Here is a 20,385-nt window from a genome sequence, read left to right on the forward strand (position 1 = left end):
GGACGACAAAGCCATGAATCTGGAAGAAGCAAAGATCGGGGTAATGAATTGGTGTATCAACACACACGCAACGTTGTACCGTCTTATCCTCTGTACCTGCTAAGGTTATAGGGACAAGCCGTACGGGCAATTAGTACTGGTTAGCTTAATGCATTACTGCACTTCCACACCCAGCCTATCAACGTCCTGGTCTCGAACGACCCTTCAAAGAGCTCAAGGCTCTGGGAAATCTCATCTCAAGGCAAGTTTCCCGCTTAGATGCTTTCAGCGGTTATCTCTTCCGAACTTAGCTACCCGGCAATGCCACTGGCGTGACAACCGGTACACCAGAGGTTCGTCCACTCCGGTCCTCTCGTACTAGGAGCAGCCCCCTTCAAATTTCCAACGCCCACGGCAGATAGGGACCAAACTGTCTCACGACGTTTTAAACCCAGCTCACGTACCACTTTAAATGGCGAACAGCCATACCCTTGGGACCGGCTACAGCCCCAGGATGTGATGAGCCGACATCGAGGTGCCAAACTCCCCCGTCGATATGAACTCTTGGGAGGAATCAGCCTGTTATCCCCAGAGTACCTTTTATCCGTTGAGCGATGGCCCTTCCATACAGAACCACCGGATCACTATGTCCTACTTTCGTACCTGCTCGACTTGTCAGTCTCGCAGTTAAGCACGCTTATGCCATTGCACTATCAACACGATGTCCGACCGTATCTAGCGTACCTTCGAACTCCTCCGTTACACTTTAGGAGGAGACCGCCCCAGTCAAACTGCCTACCATGCACTGTCCCCGATCCGGATAACGGACCAAGGTTAGAACCTCAAACAAACCAGGGTGGTATTTCAAGGTTGGCTCCACGAGAACTAGCGTCCCCGCTTCAAAGCCTCCCACCTATCCTACACAGATTGGTTCAAAGTCCAATGCAAAGCTACAGTAAAGGTTCATGGGGTCTTTCCGTCTAGCCGCGGGTAGATTGCATCATCACAAACATTTCAACTTCGCTGAGTCTCGGGAGGAGACAGTGTGGCCATCGTTACGCCATTCGTGCAGGTCGGAACTTACCCGACAAGGAATTTCGCTACCTTAGGACCGTTATAGTTACGGCCGCCGTTTACTGGGACTTCAATCAAGAGCTTGCACCCCATCATTTAATCTTCCAGCACCGGGCAGGCGTCACACCCTATACGTCCACTTTCGTGTTTGCAGAGTGCTGTGTTTTTATTAAACAGTCGCAGCCACCAGTTTATTGCAACCCTTTCACCCTCATGGAGTAAACCAATCAAGCTACCGGGGCGTACCTTTTCCCGAAGTTACGGTACCAATTTGCCGAGTTCCTTCTCCCGAGTTCTCTCAAGCGCCTTAGAATACTCATCTCGCCCACCTGTGTCGGTTTGCGGTACGGTCTCGTATGACTGAAGCTTAGAGGCTTTTCTTGGAACCACTTCCGATTGCTTCATGAACAAGTTCACTCGTCCCATCCCCTTGAATTCCGCGCCCGGATTTGCCTAAGCGCCTTCTATGAGACAGAAACTGACTATTCCAACAGTCAGACAACCTTCCGCGATCCGTCCCCCCATCGCATCATACGACGGTGCAGGAATATTAACCTGCTTCCCATCAGCTACGCATCTCTGCCTCGCCTTAGGGGCCGACTCACCCTGCTCCGATGAACGTTGAACAGGAAACCTTGGGCTTACGGCGTGGAGGCTTTTCACCCCCATTATCGCTACTCATGTCAGCATTCGCACTTCTGATACCTCCAGCATCCTTTACAAGACACCTTCGCAGGCTTACAGAACGCTCTCCTACCATATGCTTACGCATATCCGCAGCTTCGGTGACTGGCTTAGCCCCGTTACATCTTCCGCGCAGGACGACTCGATCAGTGAGCTATTACGCTTTCTTTAAATGATGGCTGCTTCTAAGCCAACATCCTGACTGTTTTAGCCTTCCCACTTCGTTTTCCACTTAGCCAATCTTTGGGACCTTAGCTGGCGGTCTGGGTTGTTTCCCTCTTGACGCCGGACGTTAGCACCCGACGTCTGTCTCCCAAGCTCGCACTCATCGGTATTCGGAGTTTGCAATGGTTTGGTAAGTCGCAATGACCCCCTAGCCATAACAGTGCTCTACCCCCGATGGTGATACTTGAGGCACTACCTAAATAGTTTTCGGAGAGAACCAGCTATTTCCAAGTTTGTTTAGCCTTTCACCCCTACCCACAGCTCATCCCCTAATTTTTCAACATTAGTGGGTTCGGACCTCCAGGGCGTGTTACCGCACCTTCATCCTGGCCATGAGTAGATCACTTGGTTTCGGGTCTACACCCAGCGACTGATCGCCCTATTCGGACTCGATTTCTCTACGGCTTCCCTATTCGGTTAACCTTGCCACTGAATGTAAGTCGCTGACCCATTATACAAAAGGTACGCAGTCACGGAACAAGTCCGCTCCTACTGTTTGTATGCACACGGTTTCAGGATCTATTTCACTCCCCTTCCGGGGTTCTTTTCGCCTTTCCCTCACGGTACTGGTTCACTATCGGTCGATTACGAGTATTTAGCCTTGGAGGATGGTCCCCCCATATTCAGACAGGATGTCACGTGTCCCGCCCTACTTGTCGTACGCTTAGTACCACCGGTCCGATTTCACATACGGGGCTATCACCCGCTATGGCTCCTATTTCCAGAGGATTCTGTTATCGGTCCGACTATCACGTACAGGCTCTTCCCATTTCGCTCGCCGCTACTTTGGGAATCTCGGTTGATTTCTTTTCCTGCAGCTACTTAGATGTTTCAGTTCGCCGCGTTCGCCTTGCATACCTATGTATTCAGTATGCAATACCCTAAAAGGGTGGGTTGCCCCATTCGGAAATCTGCGGATCAAAGTGTGTTTGCTCACTCCCCGCAGCTTATCGCAAGCTACTACGTCCTTCATCGCCTGTAATCGCCAAGGCATCCACCATGTGCACTTATTCGCTTGTCCCTATAACGTTAGCCTCTGAAGACCGAAGTCCTCAAAGAGCGCTACAGGGATAAGAAAGTACAACGTTGTTGCTTGTTTGTTGATACATACAATCATCACCCATCGATCTGCGTTTTACGGCAAACCGATCAATAAATAATCTTTACTTCTTCCAGATTGTTAAAGAACGAAACAGCTTTGATCGCTAAAAGATCAAACCTAAACCTGACTGGCTTACGTTTGCACTTTCAAAGTACTTGGTGGAGGATGACGGGATCGAACCGACGACCCCCTGCTTGCAAAGCAGGTGCTCTCCCAGCTGAGCTAATCCCCCAGGATATTTCTACGACTCGGGTCTTACTGGTAGGGCTGGTTGGACTCGAACCAACGACCCCCGCGTTATCAACACGGTGCTCTAACCAGCTGAGCTACAGCCCCAACGCGGAACTACTACGACTACTGTTTCTTCTTAATTAAACAGCCGATAAGTGTGAACATTTGATGCGTGAACCAGTTACCTGATTCGTGCAAACTCTAGAAAGGAGGTGATCCAGCCGCACCTTCCGATACGGCTACCTTGTTACGACTTCACCCCAGTCACGAATCCTACCGTGGTAAGCGCCCTCCTTACGGTTAAGCTACCTACTTCTGGTAAAACCCGCTCCCATGGTGTGACGGGCGGTGTGTACAAGACCCGGGAACGTATTCACCGCGACATGCTGATCCGCGATTACTAGCGATTCCAACTTCATGCAGTCGAGTTGCAGACTACAATCCGGACTACGATACACTTTCTGCGATTAGCTCCCCCTCGCGGGTTGGCGGCGCTCTGTATGTACCATTGTATGACGTGTGAAGCCCTACCCATAAGGGCCATGAGGACTTGACGTCATCCCCACCTTCCTCCGGTTTGTCACCGGCAGTCTCATTAGAGTGCCCTTTCGTAGCAACTAATGACAAGGGTTGCGCTCGTTGCGGGACTTAACCCAACATCTCACGACACGAGCTGACGACAGCCATGCAGCACCTGTGTACTGGTTCTCTTTCGAGCACTCCCCGATCTCTCGGGGATTCCAGCCATGTCAAGGGTAGGTAAGGTTTTTCGCGTTGCATCGAATTAATCCACATCATCCACCGCTTGTGCGGGTCCCCGTCAATTCCTTTGAGTTTTAATCTTGCGACCGTACTCCCCAGGCGGTCTACTTCACGCGTTAGCTGCGTTACCAAGTCAATTAAGACCCGACAACTAGTAGACATCGTTTAGGGCGTGGACTACCAGGGTATCTAATCCTGTTTGCTCCCCACGCTTTCGTGCATGAGCGTCAATCTTGACCCAGGGGGCTGCCTTCGCCATCGGTGTTCCTCCACATATCTACGCATTTCACTGCTACACGTGGAATTCTACCCCCCTCTGCCAGATTCTAGCCTTGCAGTCTCCAATGCAATTCCCAGGTTGAGCCCGGGGATTTCACATCAGACTTACAAAACCGCCTGCGCACGCTTTACGCCCAGTAATTCCGATTAACGCTTGCACCCTACGTATTACCGCGGCTGCTGGCACGTAGTTAGCCGGTGCTTATTCTTCAGGTACCGTCATTAGCAAGAGATATTAGCTCTCACCGTTTCTTCCCTGACAAAAGAGCTTTACAACCCGAAGGCCTTCTTCACTCACGCGGCATTGCTGGATCAGGCTTTCGCCCATTGTCCAAAATTCCCCACTGCTGCCTCCCGTAGGAGTCTGGACCGTGTCTCAGTTCCAGTGTGGCTGGTCGTCCTCTCAGACCAGCTACTGATCGATGCCTTGGTAGGCTTTTACCCTACCAACTAGCTAATCAGATATCGGCCGCTCCACGAGCATGAGGTCTTGCGATCCCCCACTTTCATCCGTAGATCGTATGCGGTATTAGCGTAACTTTCGCTACGTTATCCCCCACTCCAGGGTACGTTCCGATATATTACTCACCCGTTCGCCACTCGCCACCAGAGCAAGCTCCGTGCTGCCGTTCGACTTGCATGTGTAAGGCATGCCGCCAGCGTTCAATCTGAGCCAGGATCAAACTCTTCAGTTTAATCTCTGTTTAATGTCATTTCTGACAGGTCGGACAGTATCACTACCATCCAAATCTTTGGCATTGCCAAAGATTTGCTCACTCAAAAAACTGACAGGCCACTACTTTCGTAGCGCCTATTTCATTATTTCTTGTGAACATTTGATATTTTAAGTTAGACGCCAATCCGAAGATTGACGCTGCACTTGCATCAAATGCCCACATTTATCGACTGTTAATTGTTAAAGAACTGTATTCGGTGCTACTTTCGCGCTATCGACAAAGCGTTGTGTTTGTCAGCTGCGAAGAAGGAAGAGTATGAAGCATTTCACTACATCCGTCAACTCCTTCTTTTCCTGCTCATCGCCGTTTCCGGTGATCCTCAAGTGCCGCATTTGACTGCGTCTCATTGGGGAGGCGAACTATAGCAAAGCGCCCCAGCGGAAGCAAGGCTTTTCCGGGGCTTTTGCGGCCAACTGCTACAATTTCGCCCCCTCCGCGCCAAACGGCGCTTGTCTATATATAGAACCATAGAAGATTCACCATGAAACAACAAGCTCAAGGATCAGGCCTGACCCTGAAACGAGCTGGCTTTACCACTGGCTTCGGCGTGCTCGCCGCCACCCTCGGTTCCGCAGTCGGTCTCGGCAATATCTGGAAGTTCCCCTATCTAACAGGCGCCAATGGCGGCGCCGGCTTCCTGCTCATCTATCTGCTCGCCACCTTATTAGTAGGACTGCCCGTGATGATCGCGGAAATCACCCTCGGGCGCCGCGCCAAGGTCAACCCGATTTCCACCATGGAACAGCTGGCACCGAAGGGCAAGCCCTGGTGGCTGGTCGGCTTTATCGGCATGGTCGCCGCCTTCCTGATCGTCGCGTTTTATTCGGAAGTGGTGGGCTGGGTGTTTGCGTACATCGCCAAGGCCATCGACGGCTCCATCTTGAGCAGCGACAAGCTGGTGACGGAAGCGGCCTTCGCCTCGCTGATCAGCAATCCTTTGCAATCGCTGTTCTGGCAATGGGGCGTGCTGCTGTTTATCGGCGGCATATTGATGCTGGGCGTGACCAAGGGCATCGAGGCGATCGCCAAGAAGCTGATGCCGCTGCTGTTCCTGCTGCTGCTGTTGCTGTGCGCGGTCAGCCTGTCGCTCGATAAGGCGGGCGAAGGCTTGGCTTTCCTGTTCCGCCCTGATTTTTCCAAGCTGACGGCTTCCGTCGTGCTGACAGCCATGGGCCTGGCCTTCTTTAAATTGTCCGTCGGCATGGGCACGATGATGACCTACGGCAGCTATTTCCGCGATGACCAGAATATCCCCGTCACCACTTTGCGCGTGATGGCGGCCGACCTCGGCGTATCGATGCTGGCCGGTATCGCCATCTTCCCCGCCGTGTTCACGTTTGGCTTCGCCCCCAGCGCGGGACCGTCGCTGGTGTTCATCACGATTCCGGCCGTGTTTTCGCAAATTCCCATGGGACAAGTGCTGATGGTGGTGTTCTTCATCCTGGCCGCCGTGGCTGCCACAGGGGCGATGCTGTCGCTGATGGAAGTGCCCGTGGTGATTTTCCATGAACGCTTCGGCTGGACGCGCACCAAGTCCACCATCGTGACCATGCTTCTGCTGGCCGTGCTCGGTTCCGTGTGCGCGCTGAGTAACAGCACCCTGGCGGACTTCAAGCTATTCAATTTGAATATGTTTGATTTGTTCGACTTCGTCTCGTCGAATATCTTCCTGCCTGTGGGCGGCATCGCGATTGCCTTGTTTACAGGCTGGGCCTGGGGCAAGCAGCATTTCATCGAGGCGATCAGCAATCATGGCCAGTTGCAAAATCAAACTCTGGCGCACGTGCTGCTGTTCCTGCTGCGCTTTGTCTCGCCCGTGCTGATCCTGATCGTGATGCTGAAGGGATTAAAGGTCTTCTAATCAGAGTACCCGGGTGTAGGTCTGGCGCACCAGCACCCGGTCGCCGCAATCGAAATGCCACCATTCGCTGTTGATGCCGAAGAAACCCGCCTGGAACATGGCGTCACGCAACAAACGGCGATGTTCTACTTGCTCCTCGGTAATTTCTCCCTTTTCCAGCAACACCAGTTCCAACGCAGGGTGTGAGCGCTCACTCAGGTCATCAAAGCCCGTACCCATGTCCAATTCCCGGCCGTCCGGGCCGACGATCGTGATGTCGAGTGCCATGCCGAACGAGTGGATGGAGCCGCGCGACGGCTCGGCGATGTAGCCCAGCAACTCCGTTCCCTGCAGCGCATCCCACAATTGCTGCTGCACCCGCTGCGGGCGCAGGGCGTCGAGCACCAATAAATGATGATCAGGGCGATGCACGGCCAGCCAAGCCACGGCTTTTTCCAGCGCGGCGGCGGCGTCGCGATGCAGCCAGGCGCAATCGATGGGGCTGTATAAGTCGCGGCCAACGAAATTGTCGGGCGTGGCATAGCGCAAGTCGACGGCGATGCCGGCGATGCTGCTCAGATGGCGAAATTGCGGATCGCTGCCGACCGCTTCCAATTGCAAACTTGCAACAGACATCAGACTCCTCTTTCCAGGCAGTTGCGCGCCGCCACGCCAATGCTGTCGGCCAGGCGCCGCGCGCCATGCGACAGCGGCGAGTGGCTCGCCGTCAATAAATATAGTTGGATCGGTATCGTGGGCGCCCAAGGGCGGCGCTGCAGCCGCTCGGGCGAGCCGGACGCGGCCGTAAACGGGTCGACCACGGCCATGCCGGCGCCCGCTTCCACCAGGGAACGGGCGATTTGATAGGTCTGCACCACGGTACTGAAGACGGGGTGGATATCCTGCGCCTCGCAGGCGGCCACCACCAGTTCGCCCAGCGGATCGTTGTCCGCATGGCCGATCAGCTCGCCGTTCAGACCATGCGCCGTCAATGGCGTGCCGCAATCGGCCGCATGCCAGGTGCCGGACGGGGCGATGACTGTCATGACACCCTGCGCGATCGGCTCGGCCACGATGCCCGGATGGCGCGGGTCTTGCAGCGATACGGCCAGGTCCGCTTCACCGAGGCGCAAGGTATTGACGATCTCGCCCGTGTGGTGGGTAGCCAGTTGGCAACGCGTGTGAGGAAAGTCGCGCCGCCACTCCGTCATGGCAAAGGGCAAGACGCTGATGGCGAGCGTCGGCGTCGAGACCAGGCGGATGGTTTCCACCGCATGGCCCTTCAGGCTGGCCGCCAGGCGGCGAATGCCCAATAAATCGCGGTTGAGCTTTTCCGTCTCGACAAACAAACGGTGCGCCTCGGGCTTCGGGTACAGCTTGCCCCGCACGCGTTCGAACAGCGGCATGCCCAGTTGCAACTCGCAATGCTGCAAGACCTTGGTCACAGCCGGCTGCGAGATATGCAGCACCTGGGCGGCGCCGCTGATGGTGCCAACTTGCATGATGGCGTGAAACACTTCGATATGACGCAGCCGCATGAGCTATTCCTTTACCTTGCCGTGGCCGCCTGGGCCGTAATGTTCAGCATATAAGAAAAAGTCATGGGCTGGAACGGCCATGCTACTTTGTTGCAACAGCTGTGGCCGGTGTCGTCAGCACTTCCAGCAGGGCGGCCGTTTCACCATCGGGCATGCCGTCAAAGCGCGTATTGCGGTATTTCATCTGGAAGGCGATCAGCACATTGCGCGTCGCTTCGTCGAACATACCCGTCTGCGGCGTCGCATAGCCGTGCTGGGCCAGTTTTTTCTGGAACCAGACGGCGTCCGGCACTTGCTGCTCAAAAATGAGGCGTTGCGCGGCCACACGGTTGGCATCGGGCCAGACGATCAGGCCCGCATCGGCCAGCTGGCGCCATGGAAACAGCGGACCCGGGTCCTGCTTGCGCTGCGGGGCGATTTCGTTGTGGCCCAGGATATTTTCCGGCGCGATGTTGTAGCGGGCCTGGATATCTTTCAACAGCGGAATGAGTTCATCGATCTGTGCCTGCGGGAATGGATACCAGAGGCGGCCTTCCGGCGTGTCCTTGTAGCCAGGGTTGACGATCTCGATGCCGATCGAGCTGACATTTAACTGTGTATAAGTCTTCCAGTTACTCACACCCGCGTGATTGGCCTGGCGCGATTCGTCGACCAGCACGTAAAACTTCGGCTTATCCGTGTCCGTCAGCAAATAATGGCTGCTGACTACTTGTTCCGTCAGGATCTTGATCGAACGGGGCAGGTCGCTGACCGTGTAATGGATGACGATGAATTTCACGCGCGGGCTCTGGCTGCGCGCCGTCAAGCTATGGTCGAGGTGCGGCGCGGGCGTGGTACACGCGGAAAGCAGTGCCACCAGCAGGGCGAGGGCGATTTTTTTCATGAAAGATCCGTGTTCGGGTTAATAAAATGTTCAGTTCTTGCCAGTACGCTGGCTCGCCGCCCTGGCCGCCAGCTTGGCCGCAGCCTCATGCGAACGGGCAACTTTTTGCTCCATCATCAACGATACAGGCAAAGCGGCGCACATGGCAGCCGCGATGGCCGGGTGCAATTGCGCCGCGCGCCCGGCCAGCACCACGGGACGGGGACCGTAGCGCGCCGTCAGCGCCAGCGCCAATCGCGCCAGTTCCTGTCCCGCGCGCTGCAAGATGTCCAGCGCCAGCGGGTCGGCATCCGCACTGGCGGCCACGGCCAGCGCCAGCCGGCCGATGGCGCCCCGGTCCTGGCCATACATGAAGGCGCGCGACAGCGACCAGTCGCTGCCGCCCAGTTGCGCAAACACGGCTTCGGCCATGGGCGAGCTGTGCCAGCTGCCGGGCGCCTCGTCTTCGCGGCGCCAGATGTGGCGCAAGGCTTCGCGCGCGATCCAGTAGCCGCCGCCGCCATCGTCGAGCAGCACGCCGCGCCCGCCCGCGCGGTGAAACACGCCATCGGCATCGATCCAGGCGGCAATCGAACCCGTGCCAGCGTAGACCAGATAACCTTCGCCTGGTTCAAAACTGTCGCGATAGGCGATGTCGATATCGTTGCCGATGCTGACGTCGCCGGCGTTCAGCGCCAGCAACGCGGACAACATTTTCGCCAGCACCACATCATCGCCGCCAAAACCCGTCAAGCCCGCCACCACGGCGCGCGGTTGGCCGACGGCCAGCACTTGCTTGCACAATATTGCAAACGTGGCATGCACGGCGGCGCGGCCCGCATCGCTGCTCATTTGCAAGGCAGACAAGCCTTCCACGGCGCCGTCGGCCACGATGGTGCCGTCGGCGGTGGCCAAGGCCCAGCGCGTCTGCGTGCCGCCCGCGTCGATGCCCAGCCCGAGCACGGCAGTATCAGTATTGGTTGCAGGGAAGGAAATCATGGCATGAGTGTAAAGCCAAGCGAAGCTTGCAGGCATGAAAGCTTGCGCATGTTTCATGCCTGCAGGTTATGGACTAGCGGTGAACGTTCAACAATTACTTGGCGGGGGCCGTAAACGGTGCCCGCACGGTGACGCGAGGGCTTTCATTGCCGAGGCGGTCCACGGCGCTGACCACCACTGCATTGACTTTACCGATGCCATCATCAACCAGGGTCAGTTCAGCCTGCACGCCAGTGACCACGGTGAAGCGCCAGTCTTCGCCATAGCGGGCCCAGACGGCGTATTGCGCCACGGGTTTGCCGCCGCCCGACGTCAACTTGACGTTCAGGCTGGTGGAATCGCGGCGCAAAGCCAGCACCGGCGTGCCCGGCGCTTCCTTGCCCAGCCATGGCGTGGCGGGGATCAGGGCCGGGCTTTGATACACGCTCGCCTTGAGTTGCTCGCTGACACCCTTGCGGTTCTGCATCAGGGGCACCATGCTGAAATGCACTTGTCCATTCGCGCCGGGGCGCGTGCGCGTCACTTCGATCTGCTTGATGATCTCTTGCGGCGTGAAGGATTTGGCGGAATTGTCGATGCGACTCGTGTACAAGCCCGGCCACACGTGGCGGCCATACGGATTTTGCGCCAGCCAGTAATCGAGCAGCACGCCAAACGCTTGCGGCGCCTGCGCCACGGGCCAGTACAGCTGCGGCGACAGATAATCGAGCCAGCCCTTGGCCAGCCACAGTTCCGCATCCGCATACAATTTATCGTACTGGCTGAAGCCGACGATACCGGCAGGGCGGCGGTCGGGACGGCCTATGCCGAACGGGCTGATGCCGAAGCGCACCCAGCTCTTTTCGCGGTGGATGCCGGTATATAAAGCTTCGATCAGCTGGTTGACGTTCTGGCGGCGCCACGATGCGCGGTCGAGATCGCCGCCGGCCAGCAGATATTGCTGCCAGGAAGGCTCATCGGGGAAGGGCAGTTCGCGCTTGGCGCCGCCATTGCCCGCGTCCAGCGCGGCCGTCTCGGCTCCCGCACCGGCGCCAGGCGCGTCGATCGGGTATGGATAAAAGTAATCGTCGATGTGCACGCCATCGATATCGTAGCGGCGCACCACGTCGAGCACCACGTCCGTCGTGTGCTTCGAAGCGGCCGCATCGCCCGGGTCCATCCACAGGTAGCGGCCGTATTGCTTGACGGACGCGGGGTTGGTGGACGCGAAACTGTCGCGCGCCAGCGGCGACTTGGCCGTCGCGTGACGGGCCCGGTACGGGTTGAACCAGGCGTGCAATTCCAGGCCGCGTGCATGCGCCTGCGCCACCCAGAAGGCCAGCGGGTCATACATGGGCAATGGCGGCTGGCCTTGCTTGCCCGTCAGGTATTCCGACCACGGTTCCAGCTGCGACGGGTAAATCGTGTCGGCGCTGGGGCGCACCTGCAGCACAATCGCGTTCAGATTCAAGGACTTGGCGCGGTCGAGGATGGCGATCGCTTCGGCTTGCTGCTTGGCGACAGGCAAATTGCTGCGGCTGGGCCAGTCGATATTGGCCACCGTCGAGACCCAGGCGGCGCGAAACTCGCGCGGCGCCGGCGGCGGCACTTCGCCCGTGATGTGCTGCACGGGTGGCACGGCCGGCAAACCCGCTTCGCCTGGCGTCACTGCGGACGGCATTCTGGTGCTGGTACAGCTGCTGAGCAATGTGGCGGTGGCCAAGGCGGCCAGCACGCCGGCCGTGGCGCCCAGGCGTTTTTTGAAAGTAGACAACAAAACAATTCCTTGCAGTGGTAAAGCGCAGGTCTATCGGTGCGGGCATTTTACTGTGCGCCCGCCATCCTTGCGGGCGCACGGTTCAAAAGAATCAGACTTCGGCCTTCTTGCCGAATTCGGGATCGATCTTGACCAGCGCGGCCATGATGAAAGCGGGAATCGTGGCGATGCAGACCCAGATGAAGAAGTGCTGGTAGCCGAGCATTTGCTGGATCCAGCCGCTGGCCATGCCCGGCAACATCATGCCCAGGGCCATGAAGCCCGTGCAAATGGCGTAATGGGCCGTTTTATGCGCGCCATCGGAGACCATGATCATGTACAACATGTACGAGGCGAAACCGAAGCCATAACCGAATTGCTCCAACGCAATGCCCCCCGCGATCACATAAATGTTGCTGGGCAAGGCGCTGGCCAGGTAGACGAAGACCAGGTCGGGCAAGTGGACGGACAGCACCATGATCCACAAACAGCGTTTCAAACCGAAGCGGGAAATGATGAAGCCGCCCAGCAAGCCGCCCAGGGTCAGGGCGATCACGCCGATGGTGCCGTAGACGAGGCCCACCTGTTCCGTCGTGAGGCCCAGGCCGCCCTTGGCGACGGGGTCGAGCAGGAAGGGCGCGGCCAATTTGAGCAGTTGCGCTTCGCCGAGGCGGAACAGCAGCAAAAAGCCGAGGATGACGACAATATCCTTCTTCCGGAAAAACGCGGCAAAGGTGGCGATGAACTCTTGCAGCGGAGAAATGCCGGCGTCCTGGATGCTGGGGCGGTCGTCCTTGGGTTTCGGCAAGATAAAATAGTGGTACAGGAAGAGGGCGATGAACAGGCCCGCCAGAATCGCGAACACGACGGACCAGGCCAGCTGCACATTGCCCGTCGCATGCGTCAGATAGCCGGCCAGATACACGAGGCCGCCCTGGCCGGCGATCATCGCCAGGCGGTAAAACGTGCTGCGCACGCCGACGAAGGCCGCCTGCTGGTGCTCTTCCAGGCCCAGCATATAAAAGCCGTCGGCGGCGATATCATGCGTGGCGGAACTGAAGGCCATCAGCCAGAAGATGGCCAAACTGATCTGGAAAAAGTGGGGCAAGGACGTCGTCAGGGCCACCAGCGCCAGCGCGGCGCCGATCACCAGCTGCAGGCCGACGATCCAGAAACGCTTGGTGCGGTACATATCGATGAAGGGCGACCACAGGGGCTTGATGACCCAGGGCAAGTACAGCCAGCTCGTGTACAGCGCGATATCCGTATTGGAAAAGCCGTAATTCTTGTACATGATCACGGACAAGGTCATGACCACTACGTAGGGGATGCCCTGGCCGAAATACAGGGAAGGGATCCACAGCCACGGATTATTTTTACGCGCCGGGGCGGGTTGTTTCACTAGCTCCATACATCCTTCTTGGTCTCCCAGACAGAAGAATGCCGCGCCATCGGATCACGCCGCCAGTGCCGCCCGCACACTGCCGCCCGCGCCGGCCAACAATGCCTGTGCCTGGTTTGTGTTGATTTTTTTGATCAAGGCAACAATCGCCACCTTGACGTGATAGTGGCATTGCTCCAGCACGGTCCTGGCCTGCACCTCGCTGGCGCCGGTGGCATGCATGGTCAGACGCACGGCCCGCCAGATCAGCTTGGCGTTGGTCGGCTTCAAGTCTACCATCAAGTTTCCGTAAGTTTTGTGCAAACCGACCATCAGGGCGCTGGAAATCGTGTTCAGGGTGATTTTCTGCGCCGTACCCGCTTTCAAACGCGTGCTGCCGGAAATGACTTCCGTGCCTGTGTCGAGCACGATGCCGCATTGCGCCTCGTGCGCCACGGGGGCGTCCACATTGTTGGCAATGCCGATCGTCAAGGCGCCCGCCTTGCGCGCGGCCAGCAGGGCGCCCAGCACGTACGGCGTGGCGCCGGAGGCGGCCAGCAGGATCACGACATCATTTTCTTGCGGCAACAGGGCCAGCACATCGCGTTCGCCTTGCTGTACATCATCTTCCGCCCCCTCCACGGCCGTGAACATGGCGCCCGCGCCGCCGGCCAGAATGGCGACGGCCCGCTCGGGCGGCCAGGAAAACGTGGGCGTCAATTCAACGCTGTCGAGCACGCCCAGACGTCCCGACGTACCGGCGCCCACGTACAGCAAGCGTCCGCCGGCCGCGATGCGGGGCAGGGCGGCCGCGATGGCGGCCCCGATTTGCGGCGAGGCCAGCCGCACGGCTTCGACGGCCCAGAACTGGTCGTCGACCAGCGCCGCCACCAGTTGCTCCACCGGATACAGGTCCAGATCCGGATGCCGCCGGCTCGGGGTTTCAGTTTTCAACATGATTTCAGAACATGGTTGAAGGTGAAACCAGTTTAATACCAACGAGCAAGATCAGCCATGAAAGGATGGCGGGCGGGCATAACGGGAGTTTATGGGTGCACGCGGATCGTGGCGGCCGCCTTATTACGGCGCGCGGCGCATCTCGGCCACGAAGTCGTAATGGTCGCTGCGGCAATACGAATGCGTTAGTTCCACCGCCTCGCCCGTTTCCAAGTAGGCGATGCGCGTGATGAACAGCACGGCCTGGCCATCGGGGATGCCCAGTTGCTCGGCCAGCACGTCCGTCGCATTCATGGCGCGGATGTGCTGCAAGGCGCGCACGGGGGCCTTCTTGATGCTGCTCAAGTATTCATACAGCGAGTCGCCCACGGCGGCCGGGTCCGGCACGACGCTGAAGGGCAGCACGCTCACTTCATACGCCATCACCACGTCGTCAGCCAGGCGCAGGCGCTCGAGGCGCGCCACTTTCGTGTTCTGCGCCAGGCCCAGGCTCAGCTGCTCGTCGCTGCTGGCGATGACGACTTCGCGCTTGAGCCAGCGCGAGCCGGGACGGTAACCGCGCTGCTGCAGCTGCTCGGAAAAGCTCGACAAATTCGACAGCGGCTGCTCGATGCGCGGGGCAATATAGTTGCCCGAACCACGGCGGCGCACGACGAGACCTTGCTCGACGAGCTGGTCGATGGCCTTGCGGGCAGTCACGCGCGATACGTCGAGCAGTTCGGACAGGGTACGTTCGGATGGCAGGGCCTGGTCTACCTGGTAGCGGCCGTTGCGTACGTCATCGCTCAGCTTGCGGGCGATCTGCATATATAAAGGCGAATTGTCATTTAAATCGACCTTGAGTTCTACGCTGGTCTGGCTCATACAGTTCTCCTTGTCCTCCTAGTGTAATAGCGATGGCGCTTGCGCGTAGCCCGTCCACCCATGAATAAATGGAAAATGACCATAAATAACGGTTATACATTTAAAAAAACAATGTTTTACCGTACGTATAGCTTTGCATTATAGATAAATAAGCAATTTTCATTAGCCTGGGAAACGATCCCGCCCTATGCTGGCGATGCCTCCACCACATCGCGACACAGGGAAACATGCACAATAAAATGACGGGTTTGCTGGGCTTGCTGCTGCTGGGCACGACCTGGAGCGCGCTGGCCGCGCCACCCGGCAGCGGCAAGGACCAGCAGCCTGCGCTCGATGCAGCCCTGTCCGCCATCGTCGGGGATGCTGCCCACCCGCTGGCCAGCCTGTCCGTGCTGGCCATCCGTAATGGTAAGGTGTCGTATCAGCAACAATTTGGCTACCGGCACATCGGCGCCACGCCGGCTGACAGCTTGCCCGTGACGCCGGACACCCTGTTCCGCATCGCTTCCGTATCGAAGATGATGACGACCCTGGGCCTGATGCGCTTGCTCGAGCAGGGCAAGCTGAGCCTGGACCAGGACGTGGGCATTTATTTAGGCTTTTCCCTGCGCAACCCGCATTTCCCCCAGCGGCCCGTGACCTTGCGCAGCCTGCTCAGTCACACTTCCTCGCTGCGCGACGCGGGCGGCTACTCGTGGGGACCGGAACGCAGCCTGCGTGACGTGTTTACGGCCGGCGGCGACGTGATGTGGGATTCCAGCGCGGCACCCGGCCGCTACTTTACGTATTCCAACCTGAACTGGGGGGTGATCGGCACCGTGATGGAGCAAGTCACGGGCGAGCGCTTCGACTTGCTGATGCGGCGCCTGCTGCTCGATCCCCTGCAGTTGCGCGGCGGCTACCATCCGGCGGCATTCTCTCAGGCAGAGCTGGCGGACACGGCCACCCTGTACCGCAAGCGCACGCTGGAGACGGAAGAGTGGCGGCCGCACGGCCCCTGGATCGCGCAAGCCGACGATTTTGACCAGCATCCACCGACCGGCCTGGCCAACTATGTGATCGGCAGCAACGCCACCGTCTTTAGTCCCACGGGCGGCTTGCGCATCTCCGCCGCGGGACTGGGCAAGATCATGCGGATGCTGCTCGACGGTGGCCGCTATCAGGGAAAGCAACTATTGCAGCCGGCCAGCATCGCGCTGATGTTTGGCCGCCAATGGCAGCTGGCGCCGGACGGATGCAATGGCAACAGCGAACGGGGCTTGTACCGTGTCTGGGGCCTGGGTAATCAGCAATTCGATGCCGATATCGAGCAGGGCAACGGCCTGGTCGAAGGCGCCAGCTTCACGGCCGTGGGCCACCTGGGCGACGCGTATGGCCTGGTCTCCGCCTTCGTGCTCGATTTCAAGCACAAGAATGGCATGGTGATGCTGGTGGGCGGTACGGGCAGCGATCCCGAACGTTATCCGGGCACGTATTCCGCCATGGGGCGCAGCGAGGAATTGATACTCACCGCGCTATACCGTGGTGCGATTGACAACAACTAGCCCTTGCATTGAAATGGTGCATTCCTGAAAGTTATGGCTGCACCATGATGTTTCATTGGCTCCCGTGATGGCCAGCCTCTAAGCTCTCATCGAATGCTCCCGCACCATGGGAGCGCAACGCAGCGAGGCAACATGCAGCAACACGTCATCATCATCGGCGGCGGCGTCGTCGGTCTGACATCGGCCTGGTGGCTGGCCGAGGCCGGCTACAAGGTCACGGTACTGGAACGCAATGAACAGGTGGCGATCGCCGCCAGCTACCGCAATGGCGGCCAGCTCAGCTATCGCTATGTGGCACCGCTGGCGGACGCGGGCGTGCCCTTGAAAGCCCTGCAATGGCTGCTGCAGAAAGATGGTCCGCTGCGCTTCCGTCCCGAGGCGGACTGGCGCCAATGGCGCTGGCTGGCCAGTTTCTTGCGCAATTGCAATGCAGCCAGCAATGCCCGCACGACGGCCAAGCTGCTGCAGCTGGGAGAGTTAAGCCGCGCCGGCATGGCGCAGCTGGAACTGACGGTGCCGCCCGAGGCGTATGCCTGGCGCGATGCGGGCAAACTCATCGTCTACCGCTCGCCCGCCATCTTCCAGCGGGCCGTGGCGCGGCCCGAATCGGAAGAGGCGCGCATCGTCTTGTCGCCGCTTGAAGCCGTACAGCGCGAACCGGCGCTGGCCGCCTTGCAAGGCGCGCTGGCGGGCGGCATCTTTACCGAGGGCGAGGCGGTGGCCGATTGCCACGCCTTTTGCCTGGCGCTGGAAGCGCGATTGCTGCAGCATCCGAACTGTTCGCTCATATTGAAAGGCGAGGCGCGCCGTCTCCTCACGCACAAGGGCAGGATCACGGGCGTCGACACCAGCCTGGGCCTGTTGCAGGCAGATCACTATGTGCTGGCGGCCGGCATCCAGAGCCGTGACCTGGCCGCCACGGCCGGCATCTACCTGCCCCTGTATCCGCTGAAAGGCTACAGCCTGACGGCGCCCATCCGCGCGCAGCACCGGGCGCCCGAGATCAGCATCACGGATTTCGAGCGCAAGGTGCTGTATGCGCGCATAGGCGGCGACCTGCGCGTGGCCGCCATGGTCGACATGGTGGGCGCCGACAACAGCATCGACTGGAACCGCATCGCCGGCCTGACGCGGCTGGCGCGCGAAGCGATGCCGCACGGCGCCGACTATGACCAGGCCACGGCCTGGGCCGGCCTGCGCCCCGCCACGCCGAACAGCGCGCCGCTGGTGGGCGCCAGCAAAGTGGGCAATCTGTGGCTCAACGTGGGCCATGGCCCGCTGGGCTTTACCTTTGCCGCCGGCACGGCGCGCATCCTGGCCGACCTCATGGCCGGCAAGGCGCCGCCGTTCGCGCTGGACTTCCTCAGCCCGAAACAATAGCCGGCCAGGGCGGCGCGCACGCGCCGCTGCCGATATGGCGGATAATTGCGGAACTTTTATGTTCCTGTCTGCCAGCGCATGTCCACACCTTCGAAATTGTCCGCCTGCCCCTGCGGCGGCGCCTCCTACGCCAGCTGCTGCGGCCCGTATATCGCGGGCGACGCCTTGCCGCCCACGGCCAAAGTCCTGATGCGTTCGCGCTACACGGCGTTTACCTTGCGCGATGAAGCGTATCTGCGCGCCACCTGGCATGCCAGCACCCGTCCCGCCGACGCTTTATTTGCCGAAGAAGAAAAAGTCCACTGGCTGGGACTTGAGGTAAAATCTGCTTTACGTTTACGTCAACGTAAAGCAGAATCAGCAGATCAAGCCGAAGAGATACACCGCGACACCGTCGAATTCGTGGCCCGCTACAAGGTCAACGGCCGCGCGCACCGCCTGCATGAGGTGAGCCGCTTCGTGCGCGAGGCGAGCGAGGGCGGTGGTGCCCTGCGCTGGTTTTATCTCGACGGCAGTTTTCCCGAATAGCGCGACCCGAGAGACCGGGCGATAATAAAAAGGAACCGCAATGCCGCACATCGAAAGCAAACTCAATCCGCGCAGTGAAGATTTCAAGGCCAATGCCGCGGCCATGCAAGCCATCGTCGACGATCTGCGCGACAAGGTGGAAAAGATCGCGGCCGGCGGCGGCGAAGCGGCGGCCGCCAAGCACCTGGCGCGGGGAAAACTGCTGCCGCGCGACCGCGTGCAGATGCTGCTCGATCCCGGCACGCCCTTCCTCGAGTTTTCCCAGATGGCGGCCTACGCCATGTACCAGGACGCCAAGGGCGTCGATGCGGCCCCTAGCGCCGGCATCATCACCGGTATCGGCCGCGTCTCGGGCCAGGAATGCGTCATCGTCTGCAACGACGCCACCGTCAAGGGCGGCACCTACTACCCGATGACGGTGAAAAAGCATTTGCGCGCCCAGGAAATCGCCGACCAGAATAATCTGCCCTGCATCTACCTGGTCGACTCGGGCGGCGCCAACCTGCCGAACCAGGACGACGTCTTCCCCGACCGCGACCATTTCGGCCGCATCTTCTATAACCAGGCGAATTTGTCGGCCAAGGGCATCCCGCAAATCGCCGTCGTGATGGGCTCTTGCACGGCGGGCGGCGCCTACGTGCCGGCCATGAGCGACGAGTCGATCATCGTCAAGGAGCAGGGCACAATTTTCCTCGGTGGCCCGCCGCTGGTGAAGGCTGCCACGGGCGAAGTGGTGACGGCCGAAGACCTGGGCGGCGGCGACGTGCATACGCGCCTGTCCGGCGTGGTCGACCACCTGGCGCAGAACGATTTGCACGCGCTGTCGCTGGCGCGCACCATCGTCTCGAACCTGAATCGTACAAAACCGCAGCAGATGGCGCTGCGCGAGTCCGTCGAACCCAAATACCCGACGCAGGAACTGTATGGCGTGATCCCCGTCGATACGCGCAAGCCGTTCGACGTGCGCGAAGTGATCGCGCGCATCGTCGACGGCAGCGATTTCGACGAATTCAAGGCCCGCTACGGCACCACCCTGATCTGCGGCTTCGCCCACATCTATGGCGTCAAAGTCGGCATCATCGCCAATAACGGCATCCTGTTCTCCGAATCGGCCCTGAAAGGCACGCATTTCATCGAATTGTGCTGCCAGCGCAAGATCCCCCTGGTGTTTTTGCAAAATATCACGGGCTTCATGGTGGGCCGCAAATACGAAAACGAGGGCATCGCCCGCAATGGCGCCAAGATGGTCACCGCCGTGGCGACGGCGGCCGTGCCGAAATTCACGGTCATCATCGGCGGCAGCTTCGGCGCCGGCAATTACGGCATGTGCGGCCGCGCGTTTTCGCCCCGTTTCATGTGGATGTGGCCGAATGCGCGCATTTCCGTCATGGGCGGCGACCAGGCGGCCTCCGTGCTGGCGACCGTCAAGCGCGACGGCATCGAAGGCAAGGGCGGCGAGTGGAGCGCGGACGAGGAAGCGGCCTTCAAGCAGCCGATCAAGGACCAATACGAACACCAGGGCCACCCGTACTACGCCACCGCGCGCCTGTGGGACGACGGCGTGATCGACCCGGCCGACACCCGCATGGTGCTGGGCCTGGGCCTGTCGGCCGCCCTGAACGCGGAAATCCCGGACACGAAGTTCGGCGTATTCCGCATGTAAGCGGCATTCAGGGAGAAGAGC

Annotated in this window: 13 protein-coding genes, 2 tRNA genes and 2 rRNA genes; 5 read left to right on the plus strand and 12 right to left on the minus strand. The window is 59.2% G+C overall.

Annotated elements, in window-relative coordinates; all coding sequences use genetic code 11:
* Positions 1–109 precede the first annotated feature (109 nt).
* The 4 genes from JAB4_RS00850 to JAB4_RS00865 form a co-directional block, all read right to left on the minus strand.
* Positions 110–2,983: ribosomal RNA gene (locus tag JAB4_RS00850) — 23S ribosomal RNA — on the minus strand.
* Positions 2,984–3,220: 237 nt separating this feature from the next.
* A tRNA-Ala gene (locus JAB4_RS00855) sits at positions 3,221–3,296 on the minus strand.
* A gap of 27 nt (positions 3,297–3,323) precedes the next feature.
* Positions 3,324–3,400: transfer RNA gene (locus JAB4_RS00860), tRNA-Ile, on the minus strand.
* Positions 3,401–3,500: 100 nt separating this feature from the next.
* Positions 3,501–5,031 (minus strand): 16S ribosomal RNA (locus tag JAB4_RS00865).
* Together the 16S and 23S rRNA genes with 2 tRNA genes alongside form the textbook arrangement of a ribosomal RNA operon.
* Before the next feature lie 523 nt (positions 5,032–5,554).
* On the opposite strand from JAB4_RS00865, the gene JAB4_RS00870 reads away from it, so the two are divergent.
* Entirely contained in the window at positions 5,555–6,934 is a 1,380-nt protein-coding gene (locus tag JAB4_RS00870; RefSeq protein WP_070223147.1) for a sodium-dependent transporter, read from the plus strand.
* Here JAB4_RS00870 and JAB4_RS00875 read toward each other — a convergent pair whose 3' ends face one another.
* The 8 genes from JAB4_RS00875 to JAB4_RS00910 all read right to left on the minus strand — a co-directional run bounded on the left by JAB4_RS00875 (position 6,935) and on the right by JAB4_RS00910 (position 15,249).
* Positions 6,935–7,549: a M15 family metallopeptidase gene (locus tag JAB4_RS00875; RefSeq protein WP_070223149.1), complete on the minus strand. Its 615-nt coding sequence runs from the start codon at positions 7,547–7,549 to the stop codon at positions 6,935–6,937.
* Positions 7,549–8,451 carry a LysR substrate-binding domain-containing protein gene (locus JAB4_RS00880; RefSeq protein WP_070223151.1) on the minus strand — a complete coding sequence of 301 codons (903 nt, stop codon included), beginning with the start codon at positions 8,449–8,451 and terminating at the stop codon, positions 7,549–7,551. Before JAB4_RS00880 ends, JAB4_RS00875 begins: the two co-directional genes overlap by 1 nt.
* Positions 8,452–8,533: 82 nt before the next feature.
* A complete protein-coding gene (locus JAB4_RS00885) occupies positions 8,534–9,334 on the minus strand; it encodes an N-acetylmuramoyl-L-alanine amidase (protein WP_070223153.1) in 801 nt (266 codons plus the stop codon).
* Between the two features lie 30 nt (positions 9,335–9,364).
* Positions 9,365–10,312 carry a BadF/BadG/BcrA/BcrD ATPase family protein gene (locus tag JAB4_RS00890; RefSeq protein ID WP_070223155.1) on the minus strand — a complete coding sequence of 316 codons (948 nt, stop codon included), beginning with the start codon at positions 10,310–10,312 and terminating at the stop codon, positions 9,365–9,367.
* Positions 10,313–10,406: 94 nt separating this feature from the next.
* Positions 10,407–12,068, minus strand: a complete 1,662-nt coding sequence (locus JAB4_RS00895; RefSeq protein WP_083287348.1) for a family 10 glycosylhydrolase — start codon at positions 12,066–12,068, stop codon at positions 10,407–10,409.
* 91 nt (positions 12,069–12,159) lie between these two features.
* A complete protein-coding gene (locus JAB4_RS00900) occupies positions 12,160–13,458 on the minus strand; it encodes an MFS transporter (RefSeq protein WP_070223159.1) in 1,299 nt (432 codons plus the stop codon).
* A gap of 45 nt (positions 13,459–13,503) precedes the next feature.
* A complete protein-coding gene (locus tag JAB4_RS00905; RefSeq protein ID WP_070223161.1) occupies positions 13,504–14,385 on the minus strand; it encodes an N-acetylmuramic acid 6-phosphate etherase in 882 nt (293 codons plus the stop codon).
* A gap of 123 nt (positions 14,386–14,508) precedes the next feature.
* Positions 14,509–15,249 (minus strand): GntR family transcriptional regulator, encoded by a 741-nt coding sequence (locus JAB4_RS00910; protein ID WP_070223163.1) that lies wholly within the window; start codon positions 15,247–15,249, stop codon positions 14,509–14,511.
* Between the two features lie 227 nt (positions 15,250–15,476).
* Here JAB4_RS00910 and JAB4_RS00915 point away from each other — a divergent pair, with 227 nt between their 5' ends.
* From JAB4_RS00915 to JAB4_RS00930, 4 genes are all read left to right on the plus strand, one after another.
* On the plus strand, positions 15,477–16,793 hold the full coding sequence (locus JAB4_RS00915) for a serine hydrolase (protein ID WP_083287349.1): 1,317 nt from the start codon (positions 15,477–15,479) through the stop codon (positions 16,791–16,793).
* 93 nt (positions 16,794–16,886) lie between these two features.
* Positions 16,887–18,173 (plus strand): D-amino acid dehydrogenase, encoded by a 1,287-nt coding sequence (locus JAB4_RS00920; RefSeq protein ID WP_071650245.1) that lies wholly within the window; start codon positions 16,887–16,889, stop codon positions 18,171–18,173.
* Positions 18,174–18,251: 78 nt separating this feature from the next.
* The gene (locus tag JAB4_RS00925; RefSeq protein WP_070223167.1) at positions 18,252–18,701 is read left to right on the plus strand and encodes a YchJ family metal-binding protein; all 450 of its coding nucleotides are present in this window, start codon (positions 18,252–18,254) and stop codon (positions 18,699–18,701) included.
* Between the two features lie 40 nt (positions 18,702–18,741).
* Positions 18,742–20,364, plus strand: coding sequence for a carboxyl transferase domain-containing protein (locus JAB4_RS00930; RefSeq protein WP_070223169.1), 1,623 nt, complete (start codon positions 18,742–18,744; stop codon positions 20,362–20,364).
* Positions 20,365–20,385 lie beyond the last annotated feature (21 nt).

This window comes from Janthinobacterium sp. HH102 (genome assembly GCF_001758625.2).
In the GTDB taxonomy this organism is placed as follows: domain Bacteria; phylum Pseudomonadota; class Gammaproteobacteria; order Burkholderiales; family Burkholderiaceae_D; genus Janthinobacterium.

Bases quoted from the DNA above. Each gene is read 5' to 3' on its own strand.
- JAB4_RS00890 (WP_070223155.1), bottom strand. From the start codon at position 10,312: ATGATTTCCTTCCCTGCAACCAATACTGATACTGCCGTGCTCGGGCTG.
- JAB4_RS00885 (WP_070223153.1), bottom strand. From the start codon at position 9,334: ATGAAAAAAATCGCCCTCGCCCTGCTGGTGGCACTGCTTTCCGCGTGT.
- JAB4_RS00880 (WP_070223151.1), bottom strand. From the start codon at position 8,451: ATGCGGCTGCGTCATATCGAAGTGTTTCACGCCATCATGCAAGTTGGC.
- JAB4_RS00925 (WP_070223167.1), top strand. From the start codon at position 18,252: ATGTCCACACCTTCGAAATTGTCCGCCTGCCCCTGCGGCGGCGCCTCC.
- JAB4_RS00920 (WP_071650245.1), top strand. From the start codon at position 16,887: ATGCTCCCGCACCATGGGAGCGCAACGCAGCGAGGCAACATGCAGCAA.
- JAB4_RS00915 (WP_083287349.1), top strand. From the start codon at position 15,477: ATGCACAATAAAATGACGGGTTTGCTGGGCTTGCTGCTGCTGGGCACG.
- JAB4_RS00875 (WP_070223149.1), bottom strand. From the start codon at position 7,549: ATGTCTGTTGCAAGTTTGCAATTGGAAGCGGTCGGCAGCGATCCGCAA.
- JAB4_RS00870 (WP_070223147.1), top strand. From the start codon at position 5,555: ATGAAACAACAAGCTCAAGGATCAGGCCTGACCCTGAAACGAGCTGGC.
- JAB4_RS00930 (WP_070223169.1), top strand. From the start codon at position 18,742: ATGCCGCACATCGAAAGCAAACTCAATCCGCGCAGTGAAGATTTCAAG.
- JAB4_RS00905 (WP_070223161.1), bottom strand. From the start codon at position 14,385: ATGTTGAAAACTGAAACCCCGAGCCGGCGGCATCCGGATCTGGACCTG.
- JAB4_RS00900 (WP_070223159.1), bottom strand. From the start codon at position 13,458: ATGGAGCTAGTGAAACAACCCGCCCCGGCGCGTAAAAATAATCCGTGG.
- JAB4_RS00910 (WP_070223163.1), bottom strand. From the start codon at position 15,249: ATGAGCCAGACCAGCGTAGAACTCAAGGTCGATTTAAATGACAATTCG.